This is a genomic window from Prevotella brunnea, from assembly GCF_008016795.1.
Lineage (GTDB): Bacteria > Bacteroidota > Bacteroidia > Bacteroidales > Bacteroidaceae > Prevotella > Prevotella brunnea.
In genome coordinates, this window is sequence record NZ_SDIK01000100.1 from 1 (window position 1) to 11,628 (window position 11,628).

At 41.0% G+C, this 11,628-nt stretch carries 11 protein-coding genes; all 11 read right to left on the reverse strand.

Annotated features, from left to right (window positions below):
- Positions 1–576: 576 nt before the first annotated feature.
- Positions 577–798 carry a hypothetical protein gene (locus ETF27_RS11290; protein ID WP_162304009.1) on the reverse strand — a complete coding sequence of 74 codons (222 nt, stop codon included), beginning with the start codon at positions 796–798 and terminating at the stop codon, positions 577–579.
- A 279-nt stretch (positions 799–1,077) separates the two neighbouring features.
- Positions 1,078–2,517, reverse strand: coding sequence for an NADH-quinone oxidoreductase subunit N (locus ETF27_RS10700; protein WP_147785816.1), 1,440 nt, complete (start codon positions 2,515–2,517; stop codon positions 1,078–1,080).
- A gap of 11 nt (positions 2,518–2,528) precedes the next feature.
- Entirely contained in the window at positions 2,529–4,040 is a 1,512-nt protein-coding gene (locus ETF27_RS10705; RefSeq protein WP_147785817.1) for a complex I subunit 4 family protein, read from the reverse strand.
- A gap of 4 nt (positions 4,041–4,044) precedes the next feature.
- Positions 4,045–6,069, reverse strand: a complete 2,025-nt coding sequence (locus tag ETF27_RS10710) for an NADH-quinone oxidoreductase subunit 5 family protein (RefSeq protein WP_130829058.1) — start codon at positions 6,067–6,069, stop codon at positions 4,045–4,047.
- A 9-nt stretch (positions 6,070–6,078) separates the two neighbouring features.
- Positions 6,079–6,387 carry an NADH-quinone oxidoreductase subunit NuoK gene (gene nuoK / locus ETF27_RS10715; protein WP_130829060.1) on the reverse strand — a complete coding sequence of 103 codons (309 nt, stop codon included), beginning with the start codon at positions 6,385–6,387 and terminating at the stop codon, positions 6,079–6,081.
- On the reverse strand, positions 6,384–6,926 hold the full coding sequence (locus ETF27_RS10720) for an NADH-quinone oxidoreductase subunit J family protein (protein WP_130829062.1): 543 nt from the start codon (positions 6,924–6,926) through the stop codon (positions 6,384–6,386). The genes nuoK and ETF27_RS10720 overlap by 4 nt, the downstream gene beginning before the upstream one ends.
- A gap of 13 nt (positions 6,927–6,939) precedes the next feature.
- Positions 6,940–7,473, reverse strand: coding sequence for a 4Fe-4S dicluster domain-containing protein (locus tag ETF27_RS10725; protein WP_130829064.1), 534 nt, complete (start codon positions 7,471–7,473; stop codon positions 6,940–6,942).
- Positions 7,474–7,501: 28 nt separating this feature from the next.
- Positions 7,502–8,611, reverse strand: a complete 1,110-nt coding sequence (gene nuoH, locus ETF27_RS10730; RefSeq protein WP_130829066.1) for an NADH-quinone oxidoreductase subunit NuoH — start codon at positions 8,609–8,611, stop codon at positions 7,502–7,504.
- Between the two features lie 44 nt (positions 8,612–8,655).
- Positions 8,656–10,230, reverse strand: coding sequence for an NADH-quinone oxidoreductase subunit D-related protein (locus ETF27_RS10735; protein WP_130829068.1), 1,575 nt, complete (start codon positions 10,228–10,230; stop codon positions 8,656–8,658).
- Positions 10,231–10,244: 14 nt separating this feature from the next.
- Positions 10,245–11,126 (reverse strand): NADH-quinone oxidoreductase subunit B, encoded by an 882-nt coding sequence (locus ETF27_RS10740; RefSeq protein WP_130829070.1) that lies wholly within the window; start codon positions 11,124–11,126, stop codon positions 10,245–10,247.
- On the reverse strand, positions 11,117–11,467 hold the full coding sequence (locus tag ETF27_RS10745; RefSeq protein ID WP_147785818.1) for an NADH-quinone oxidoreductase subunit A: 351 nt from the start codon (positions 11,465–11,467) through the stop codon (positions 11,117–11,119). Before ETF27_RS10745 ends, ETF27_RS10740 begins: the two co-directional genes overlap by 10 nt.
- Positions 11,468–11,628: the final 161 nt, after the last annotated feature.

An 11,628-nucleotide genomic window follows, 5' to 3' on the forward strand; every position in this document is an offset into this window, starting at 1 on the left:
GTGAGAAGTGTCAGCCCTAATTCATAAAAAATGTGGGATGTTTAGCGGACAGTAATAATAAAAAACTTTATTATGCGGCAAAAGTAAATAAAAAATTACAAAAATCAAAACATTTTAGTAAAAAAACAATATGCCTTTCCATTTTCGTTAAAGAGTCAACTAAAAAATGCAATATTACGCATAATATTTGAAAGATTCTTCACAATCAATAGTGTCCTGAATGATTTTGTTGATCCTCAGCAAGGTTGCATCAAATCATGAGATTTGATGTATTTTGTTCCAATGTCGGATAGCAGCAATTTTCTCATACCTCCAATTCGTATTCAGGTGATGGTAAACAGACGCTTGATAGCGAACATTCTCCCAACCGATACAGCGAAATTATATCACAAAAACTGCATCCGAGGCACGCTTTGTAAGCTTTTGATAATCAAGGTGATATTAGTTGCTATTTAAAAGGTAAGCTTTTGTACTCCGATTCATGACCTTTTGCATTGCAAAAGCTTAGCTTTTGGAAAGCAAAAGGTAAGCTTTGAATGGATGAATGAAGAAAATTTAGGACATTATTGGTTAAATTTAATTTTTCCCTTGGTCTCCTGTTTGTTTTTTCAGAATGCTTTTAATTCTTTTATCGGTGATGACACTGATGTCAGTACCGTAAGCATCCAATATCAGTCGCTTTTGTGTGGCATCTCCACTTACTACCTTTATTCTAAGAACTTTATGTTTGTACTCAACGAAACAAATGTTTTTCGAGTTTGTCGCACTCCTGTGGATATGTGTTTGAGAACTCTTCATCTGTCCCAATTAGTACGCAGCAATAATTTCAACCCTTCTGATGGTGTTGTCTATGTTATCTACAATCGATCCCATAGCCGAATCAAGTTACTGCACTAGGAATGGTTTGGATTTGTCGTCTATCACAAGCAGATGGAGTTAGCAGCAAGATTCCTAAAATCATATGGCAGGATGCCGGATTTTATGAACTTTGCCGGAACGAATTGGTACTCTATGTTGAAGGAATTAGGGTCTATGTTGATATTTGTACTTATCTCCTACCCTATTCCTTAATTTTGATTATATTGCCGCTGCAATCCATTCGTAAACGAGACTACAGAGACCAAAAAGAGCGATACCTGAAGTGCATATTGCAAGCGCGAATTTAGTATTTCCATCACTCTTAAAAGTTGGCAAGGGATTATCACAGTGTGTGATGTACATCGCCTTTACAATCTTCAAATAATAATAAAGAGAAACAACCGTATTGAGTAACGCAATCAGGAGAATCCCATAAATCCATGCTCCGTACGTAGAAGTAATATCAGCTCCTTTCACACCTGCCATGAATACAAAGAACTTGGAGAACATACCGGCGAAAGGCGGAATACCACCCAGCGAGAACATTGCGAGTGTCATCAAGAAACTCAGGCGTGGATTCGTTTTATAGAAACCATTATAATCAGAAATATTTGTTTTCCCACCATTGTTCTGTTCCACTACGGATATAATGGTAAATACGGCCATATTGGCAACAATATAAATCAAGACATAATAGCTTAAAGATGCAACCGATGTATTCCAATCCGTACCTAAAGCCGCAAGCATAATATAGCCCGCTTGTGAAATAGAACTGAATGCCATGAATCGTTTCAGCTCATTTTGACGAATGGCAAATAGGTTGGCTATAGTTATCGTCAAGGCTATCACTATCATCATCATGACATGCCAATACTCTATCATCCCTCCAAAGACATGGAACAAAATGCTCAGCAAGGTGAAAGCTGCGGCACCTTTTGAGATTACGCTCAAATAACCAGTAATGGTGGTTGGCGCGCCTTGATAAGTGTCTGCGGTCCAAAAATGGAATGGAACGAGGGAAATCTTGAAGCCAAGACCACTGAAGAAAAATACTAACCCCATCACCGTGAGTGGGTTGGGCTGCATCTTAGTTGCGACATCATCAAAATAGAATGTTCCGTAAGCTGCATAAAGAAAACTAATTCCATAAAGCATCACCCCACTTGAAAAAGTAGCGGTAATGATGAACTTCGCAGCAGCTTCGGCAGAATTCTTGCGATACTTGTCGAAAGCTATAGCGCATGCCAATGGCACGGAAGCCATCTCGAGCCCAAGGAAAAACATCAGGAAGTTACCTGCGCTCATCATCATATTCATTCCCAAAAGGGTGGAAACGATAAGCATATAGAACTCGCCTTCTTTCTTGCTTTTCACAGCCCAAGCCCGACTTTGCAGCAGAACGATAAAAGTCCCCAATGAAAGAATGGCTTTCATTACATCAACTGCGGGGGATGTTACATACATTCCCCCAAAAGCATTTTGAGAATCCATTGGTGCAAGACAAACAATGGTATTCACAATCATCAACATACAAGCCAGCGGATTGAACCACTTGCGGTCTTCTTTGTTTGCAGAGATAAAATCAGCAACAAAAAGAATTATTAGGATGGCAACAAGACTTGCCTCCGGTATCATTTTAAAGAAATCACTATAATTCATTTCGCCAGTTATTAAAGATTACCTAATGTAGGTACGTAAGCAACGATGTGATCGAAAATTGGTCCTACTGCATTAATTATCATATTCTCAAAGAATAGTGGAAAAAGACCTAAGCCGACAACACAAAAGATTAGAACGCCAATAGAAAAACGTTCATCCCATGTCGCATCATGCAACTCAAGGAACTTTTTGTTTGGAATTGCCTGATATAAAATCTTACCCACAACTCTTAATATATATACTGCAGTTACGACTATGGATGTGCAGGCAATAATGGTACATACGCGATGGAACATACCGGCATTCTCAAAGGAACCAACGAAAATTGTCATTTCAGCCACGAAGCCGGAGAAACCGGGTAATCCAAGGTTTGCCAAACCAGCAACCACATACGAAACTGCAAGGAAAGGAATTACTTTCATAAGACCACCGAGATAGCGAACATCACGAGTCCCTGCTCTATGATATATCATACCAATACAAGCAAAGAAAAGTGCTGTCATCAAACCATGTGAGAGCATCTGAAGGATAGCACCGGTGATCGCCGTTTGTGTTAACATTAGCAATGCGAAGAGTACCATACCGCAATGCGAAACAGAGGAGTAAGCATTGATATATTTCAAGTCCGTCTGAACACAAGCAGATAATGCTCCATAAACAACAGAAATGGTAGTCAGCACGAGGAATATAGGTGCCCACAACTCAAGTGCATCAGGCATCATAAACATTGCGATGCGGAGACAACCATACCCTCCCAGCTTCATTAACACACCTGCATGCAGCATAGATACGGCCGTCGGGGCAGACGCATGACCATCAGGAGACCATGTGTGGAATGGGAAAAGAGCACCAAGAATACCAAAACCTATAAACACAAATGGAAAAAGAATGTTTTGAATATTTTTAGGTATTGCATGCATTGCAGCCAATTGAACTACATCCATTGTTGTACCACCGCTAAAATAATAGATGCCGAGGATGCCGAAGATAAGTAGTCCGGAACCTCCCATAAGCATTAGAGTTAGCTTCATTGCAGAATATTCCTTGGCACCTGTTCCCCACACCCCAATCAAGAGATACATAGGGATTAGCGCAACCTCATAGAACATAAACATCGTGAACATATCCGTGGATATGAAGAAACCAAAGACTCCTGACGAAAGTAATACGAACCATAGAAAATATTCTTTTTTCATAGGCTCGAGTTGCCAGCTTGCAAAAGTTCCAGTGAAAACGATGATAGCGGAAAGTAAAATCATCACAACGGAAATGCCATCCACTCCCACTGCAAAGGCTATGTTCAAAGGTTCAAACCACATCACCGAATTTGCCAATAACATTGTATCGGTATTTCCGGCGTTTCGTTGCTGAACAAAATAAACAGTCAGCCAAATTGCTCCAATCAATAATAGTGAGGCACCGGTTGCCATCACACCACGTACTTGATTATCATTCTTTGCGACCCACAGCCCAAAGAGCATCAGTACCGGGATTACTACAAATATTGTTAATATCCAACTCATTTCCTTATATCAAGCAAAGTATTACTAATGTTAAAGCTATTGTTCCAGTTATGAACCATACGGCATAATGGCGCACATCACCACTCTGCCAAGGACGGATACTCTCACCGGCTTCTTGTGTACCCCATGCCATGAAATTGAACATGCCATCTACAACGCTTCTATCAAACCAAGCGATTGGAATTGAGAAACACTTAAAGACGATTTGATGAGTAAAGAATTGCCAAGCACTATCAATATAGAACCTGTTGAGAGCTGCCTTGTGAAGCCTTGGCATCTTCTTGGCGAGTGTATCTGCAACCGTGTTATTCTTAGGCATATACATCCATGTAGCCAGCGCAATACCAATCGCAGCGGCCAAAAGACTGAACCAAGCGACACTGGAGAACTGGAAATGTTGCAAATGAATTTCAGCTGTCTGTCCGGTTGCCGTAACGAAATGACCAAATGGTATCCAACCGGCGAATATCGATATAATAGAGAGAAATACCAAAGGTCCCCACATTACAAATGGAACCTCTTGTGGTTTTCTACGATTTTCAGGATCTTCCTCATAATAAGATTTACCCCAGAAAATAACATAATAAAGTCGGAACATATAGAAGGCTGTCATTCCTGAAACTAATGTCATGAACCAACCCAAAGCCGGTGAGAATTGGAAACAAGCCGAAACTATCTCGTCCTTAGAGAAAAAGCCTGCAAAAGGCCAAACACCGGAAATTGCGATACAACCAATGAGGAAGCAAATATTGGTTATGGGCATATATTTGTGTAACCCTCCCATATACTCCTTGAAGTTGCTCCCAATTATTACGATGATTGCTCCTGAGCAGAGGAAGAGCAGAGCTTTGAACATGGCATGGGTAAACAAGTGGAACATTGAAGCCATATAACCAAGCCCACCTATTTCATTGTCCATCGAATAACAAACCCCAAGTGCTACAAGCATGTAGGCTATCTGAGAAATGGTGGAAAATGCCAAGCCTCGTTTAATATCTCGCTGTGCACAAGCGACAGCTGCTGCATAAAATGCAGTAAACGCAGCAATGTAGGCGATCCAATGTAACTGTTCTACTCCACCGAATTTGATATAGATGGGAAACATACTAGCAACTTGGAACACACCGGCAACAACCATCGTCGCAGCGTGTATCAATGCCGAAACAGGAGTAGGACCTTCCATGGCATCCGGCAACCAAATATGAAGTGGAAACATGGCTGATTTACCTGCGCCACCAATAAACATCAAGAAAAGAGCAGTGGGAACAACCCAAGCTGTTTGTGGATCAGAAGCAACTGCCGCCAATTTATCTGTAAGACTGCCATCAACAGAGAGATCGAAATTGAATGTCCCCACATAGAAACTGAAGAACAATATACCAATTAGGAAGAACAGATCGGCAAAGCGAGTAACAATAAACGCTTTCTTGCTAGCATGAACAGCCGTATGCTTTGGATAATAAAAGCCAATAAGCAAATAAGAGCAAACCCCCACCAACTCCCAAAAGAGATACATTTGGAAAATGTTCGTAGATACAACAAGTCCCAACATAGACATGGAGAACAACGACAGAAATGCATAGAAACGCTGAAATCCGTGTTCATATCCCTCAAATTTATAGTTCTTATCGCGTTCCGCCATATAGCCAAACGAATAGATATGAACCATAAAGCTCACAGTAGTGATAACAATTAGCATCATCACACTGATGGGGTTCAAGCGAAGCCCTATGTTAAATGTTAATAACTCACTAAACTTCAACCATGTAAGATTGAAGACAGTTACTGTGGGGTAAACGCCGGATGCCAATCGACCTTCCACAACTTTGTAGGTCTCCCCCATAGCGGTATATTCACCAGTATAGAAGAAATAGTTGTAAGCAGTATAAAGGCTCATGACAAAGAGCACACCCAACACACATGTTCCAATGATACCTGCTACCGGTTTCGGCATCTTCATCCCGAACAATCCCAAAACAATTGCGCTCAGGAAAGGAAGAAGAAGTATCAAAAATGCGTAATCAAACATAATCTTTTCTTATAATTTCATATTTTCAATACTGTTCACCTGATCGCTGTGTAGATGACGGTAAACATTAATAATTATAGCTAATGCGACAGCGGATTCAGCAGCACTCACACCAATGGAGAATAGAGTAAAGAAGAAACCCTCATATCCATCCGGATAAAGAAACCGATTAAATGCTGCAAAATTTAAATCAACGCTATTTAATACTAATTCTACGGAGATAAGCATCGCAATAAGATTACGACGAGTTACGAAACCAAAAACTCCGATGAAAAATAATAATCCGCTAAGGATGAAAAAATATTCTACCGGTATCATTCCTCTACCTCCTCATTTTTACGTATATTCAAGATTACCAAACCACCGATGATACAAGCCAACAAGAATACCGAGATAAACTCAAATGGAAGCACATAACCATACTTATCTGCGCTCATAAGATTCTTTCCGATAATATCCATCAAGAGTTCTCCATTCATGCAACCCGGCTTAGAAACAAGCCCTGTAAGAGCTTGGTTTTTTAAAAACACACACAAGATAGTTCCAATTCCAAGTATGGAGATAGCTGCAGCCAATATGGTTTTCTTGCCTAACCATCGTTCAGATAAGCCTTGCAAAGTTCGCTTGCTGACCAATTGAATGGCAAACACATACATAACAGTTATACCACCGGCATAGATACTGATTTGGGCTGCGCCAAGGAAAGTATAATCAAGCAGGAAGTAAAGTCCCGCTACCCCAAAAAGAACAAACAACAATGCGGTTGCCGCTCTCATAATACGTTTCGTTGACACGCAGAATACCGCAGAAGCGAGTATCACCACAGCCAAAATCGCAAATATAATTAATTTAGCCATAACTTTATTTCCTTTATTTGGTTTTAGTGTTAAACGTTCCTACCTTCCAATCCGCACCACCATCAATGATATTTGGTAGTGAACCGCCTTTATAAACCTCTTCGTTCAGATGAAGTTCGAGTTTTGTTCGATCAAATACTGCATTTTCAAAGTCGTTGGTAAATTCAATGGCATCAAAATTGCAAGCATTGACACAAAGTTGACAGAACATGCAATCACCCAAATCGTATTGATAATCCAGCAAATGACGTTTCTTTTTCCCTGTTTCAGGATCGGTTCGCATCTCACTCTTTATTCGTATAGTTCCATTTGGACAAGCCCTCTCACACATCAAGCAGGCAACGCACTTGTAATTATCGGATTCATCACGTTTAAAGATTAGTCGCCCACGATGACGCTTGGCAACGTGCAGTGTTGTTAAACGGTTTTCCGGATATTGCTCAGTTGATTTAGGTGTAAAATACTCCTTCATGGAAGTCTTCAGACCTGTAATCAATGTATTCAGAGCAGCTCCTACTTCACCGAAATATGATTGTTTATTTTTCATTAGAAATATAAGTTCTTAAGATTCAACTTTATAACACCGAATCGAAACGGAAAGGATTAATCCAACCGTATGCAACGCAAACTGTCATTATTATAAGAATAATAAGACTCAAAGGCATCAGATACTTCCATTCGAGTTTCAAGATTTGGTCAACACGCAAACGAGGATAAGTCCAACGCACCCACATGAGCAGGAAAACCACGAAAAACGCTTTCCCCAAGAACCAAACTATACCCGGAATTAAGTTCATGATGTTATCAAAGCTCTCTACTCCGATATTAATCGGCGCCCATCCACCAAGGAACATTGTGGCAGCCAATCCCGAAATTACAAAGAGATTAAGGTATTCGGCAAGATAATAAAACCCGAATCCCATACCACTATATTCCGTGTGATAACCTGCGGTCAATTCGCTCTCAGCTTCCGCCAAGTCAAAAGGTCCACGATTAGCTTCTGCATTACCGGCAACTAAGAAGACGAGGAATGCCATAATAGCAGGGATATGTCCTTGGAACAAAAGGCATCTCCAAGGACCGGTTTGAAACTCCACTATTCCGGAAATCTGCATTGTTCCTGTCAGGATAACTACAGAAATCAAACAAATACTCAATGATAATTCATAGGAAATCATTTGAACAGCAGCTCGCATGGCCGAAAGTACGGAATACTTATTGTTGCTCGCCCATCCTGCCATAAATATTCCGAGCACTCCAATTGAACTAATAGCGGTAACAAGGAAAACTCCAACATTGAAGTCCAATATTCCCGCTCCTCTATTCCAAGGAAGGAAAGAGAAAGTTCCCACCGAAGCGACTATAACAAGGAATGGTGCCAAATAATAGAGCAACTTGTCAGCCTTGTCCACCGTGAAGATTTCCTTGATAAGCATTTTCAGCACATCTGCCAAAACTTGTAAGGTTCCCCACCACCCCACGCGCATCGGACCGATGCGACATTGGAAATAAGCACAGACCTTACGTTCCATAAATATGAGGATGATAGCGAGAAGTGCATAACCTATGATAATTGCCAATCCCACTACCACACACTCAATAAGAATGGTCCAAAAATCGCCCAACCCCAAAGTAATTCTGAGTAGATGGTCGAACCAATTCGTTATAATACTAAAATCGAACATGTATATGATTTTTCTTAATTCATTACTATGATCTTAACTCACTTCTAACGGTCGATATCGGGAATTACGAAGTCGAGTGCAGCTCCCACTGTCACCAAATCGGCAACTTTCAGTCCTCGCAACATCTTGTCCATCGCACCAACCAATGTCAATCCCATTGGGCGGAATTTCAAACGATAAGCACTCTTCTCGCCACGTGAATCAAGATAAGCTCCAAATTCACCACTGGCTCCTTCTACGGAGAAATACCATTGTCCTTCCGGAACTTTGATAACCGGCTTTTGCTTAATATAATAGTCTCCTTCCGGAATATTATCAATAAGCTGTTCAATAATATTCAAACTCTGGTACATCTCTTCTATATGGCAATAGTAGCGATCCATGGAATCACCATTGCCCATTACGACTTCCTCAAAATCAACTTTGTCATAGACCGCATAAGGATGATATTTGCGAACATCATTTTTCCAACCGCTGGCACGACCTGCCGGTCCGGTAACGGCATAGTTTATGCAGTCAGTCTGATTCATGATTCCGATATTTCTAAATCGCTGATGCGTAATTACGTTATCTCCAAAGATATCAAGATATTCTTGAATCATCGGACGAAGATATTTGCAAAGTTCCTTTGTGTTTTGCACAAAATTTGAATCTATATCCGCTTGTAGGCCTCCGATTCGATAATAATTCTGGATAAGACGCCCACCCGTTGTTTCCTCCATCACATTCAAAACATGTTCGCGATCGCGCATGCCATAAAGCATGGCGGTAAGAGCGCCGAGGTCTTGTGCACAGCAAGATGTGTACAGCAAGTGATTGTCAATACGCTGTAGCTCGTCCATGATAGTACGAATGTATAATATGCGTTCCGACAACTCTATTCCCATTGCCTCTTCAATGACACCCACCAAGGCATGACGATGCATCATTGCCGATAAATAGTTCATACGGTCGGTAAGAGCTAATGTCTGTGGATAAGTGTATGATTCGCACATCTTTTCTATACCTCGGTGAATGTATCCCAAGTGTGGGTAAATTCTCTTCACTTTCTCACCATCTAGTACAGTCTGCAATCGAAGCACGCCATGAGTGGAAGGGTGTTGAGGTCCGATATTGATTACGAAATCGTCTTCTGTGAACAGTTTGTGCTTTGTTTCCACCAGCTTGCCGTCCCTACTCAAATTCCATTCTGAGGTGGTATCCAACTCAATGTCATCTTCTGTGGTATACATATTGTTGGTGGGACTCATATCGTAGTCTTTACGAAGTGGATAGCCTACGAAATCGTTTCTTAAAAAAAGACGGCGCATATCCGGATGTCCCAAAAACTTTATACCGAAGAAGTCGTAAACCTCACGCTCAAGGAGATCGGCATCAATCCATAGTTTGCTTACAGTAGGAATTACGTAATTATCTCCTATCTGTTTCGCAAGTTGCTTTACTGAGCATCGATGATGGGTTTGCGTATTCTCTAAAATATAGATGCAGCCAAGTCCTTCGTCTTTGCCGAAGTCCTCTCCCACTACGGTAACAAGGTAGTCGAAATGCTGTTCATCTCTGAGTCGTGCCATCTCTTTGGCAAAACTATCAAAACCGAATTCTTTATTCTCTAATTTCATTTTCTCGCACCTTATTATTTAGCTGCTGTCGCATTGTTATCACCAGATTTGGCTGTCGTTTTAGCATTGAGTTGATCCAATTCCTTGCTCAACTTTTCTACATCATTTTTTGTTATGGGTTGATTTACAACAATGACGTCATTCTTTTTACCGGCGTTTGCTTCACTTTTACTTGAAGTGGGAGTTGGGCGTGTCGGCTTTGGTGTGGGTTTCAACGCTTCTGCCCATTCTGCCTCACGCTTTTCTTTTATCGCTTCCGGTGAGATGCCCAACTTTTCATCAAAGATGATAGCAGAATTACTTTTACCAAGTAATCGTTCTTCGGAATTTTGTTTTTTATTCACACCTCCAAAGAATTTTTCAATCTTCACTTTTCTTTGTAGCTGCATCATGCCATAGATGATTGCTTCGGGACGAGGAGGACATCCTGGGATATATACATCAACAGGGATTATTTCATCGATTCCTCGCATCACATGATAACTATCCTTAAACGGACCACCTGAGATTGCGCAACCACCTACGGCTATTACGTATTTTGGTTCAGCCATCTGATCATAAAGGCGTTTCAAAGCCGGCGCCATCTTATGCGTAATGGTTCCTGCGCACATAATTAAATCCGCTTGCCGAGGAGAGTTACGAGTAACTTCAAAGCCAAAGCGAGAAAAGTCGTAACGCGCGCAACCCACTGCCATGAATTCTATACCACAACACGATGTTGCGAAAGTCAGCGACCAAAGTGAATTACTGCGTCCCCAATTAATCAACTGATCCAAATTTCCCAAAATGAGATTTGTTCCTCCCTCATTCAGGTCTTTTGCCATTTGCTCGAGTGTCTCATTATCTTTCCACTCGTCATAAGGCATAGCCTTTATCTTTGGTTTTCTTATTTCCATTCAAGTGCTCCTTTCCGCCAAGCATAAGCCAAGCCAAATACCAGCACCAGCATAAAGAAACCGATGGTTGCCAGTGCCAAAGTACCGTACGTTTTCACAACCACTGCCCAAGGATAAAGGAAGACGGTCTCTACATCGAACATCAAAAAAAGGATAGCAAACAAGTAATAGCCCACATGCACAGGAAGCCATGACTGTCCATACGTTGGAATACCGCACTCGTATGGTTCGCCCTTTGATGGATTATACGAACGAGGACCTATCAACTTTGCAGTAACGTATGCCGCTACAACCAAGAAGACTGCCGTCAGGAAAACGGTGATAAATAGTGTATAATACATAAATTTTATATAGCTATTATTTTATTGCGCAGTTCGTTTTATCTAAATCATTTCAAAACGGCTGCAAAGATACAAAATTATTTTATAAAGATGCAAAGAAACTTAAAAAATATATCCGATGCATAAACCTGAACCGATCACGCAGAGTCAACCAGCAAGTG

Excerpts from the sequence above, each read along its gene's own strand:
- ETF27_RS11290 (WP_162304009.1), bottom strand. The coding sequence starts at position 798 with ATGAAGAGTTCTCAAACACATATCCACAGGAGTGCGACAAACTCGAAA.
- ETF27_RS10700 (WP_147785816.1), bottom strand. The coding sequence starts at position 2,517 with ATGAATTATAGTGATTTCTTTAAAATGATACCGGAGGCAAGTCTTGTT.
- ETF27_RS10705 (WP_147785817.1), bottom strand. The coding sequence starts at position 4,040 with ATGAGTTGGATATTAACAATATTTGTAGTAATCCCGGTACTGATGCTC.
- ETF27_RS10710 (WP_130829058.1), bottom strand. The coding sequence starts at position 6,069 with ATGTTTGATTACGCATTTTTGATACTTCTTCTTCCTTTCCTGAGCGCA.
- nuoK (WP_130829060.1), bottom strand. The coding sequence starts at position 6,387 with ATGATACCGGTAGAATATTTTTTCATCCTTAGCGGATTATTATTTTTC.
- ETF27_RS10720 (WP_130829062.1), bottom strand. The coding sequence starts at position 6,926 with ATGGCTAAATTAATTATATTTGCGATTTTGGCTGTGGTGATACTCGCT.
- ETF27_RS10725 (WP_130829064.1), bottom strand. The coding sequence starts at position 7,473 with ATGAAAAATAAACAATCATATTTCGGTGAAGTAGGAGCTGCTCTGAAT.
- nuoH (WP_130829066.1), bottom strand. The coding sequence starts at position 8,611 with ATGTTCGATTTTAGTATTATAACGAATTGGTTCGACCATCTACTCAGA.
- ETF27_RS10735 (WP_130829068.1), bottom strand. The coding sequence starts at position 10,230 with ATGAAATTAGAGAATAAAGAATTCGGTTTTGATAGTTTTGCCAAAGAG.
- ETF27_RS10740 (WP_130829070.1), bottom strand. The coding sequence starts at position 11,126 with ATGGAAATAAGAAAACCAAAGATAAAGGCTATGCCTTATGACGAGTGG.
- ETF27_RS10745 (WP_147785818.1), bottom strand. The coding sequence starts at position 11,467 with ATGTATTATACACTATTTATCACCGTTTTCCTGACGGCAGTCTTCTTG.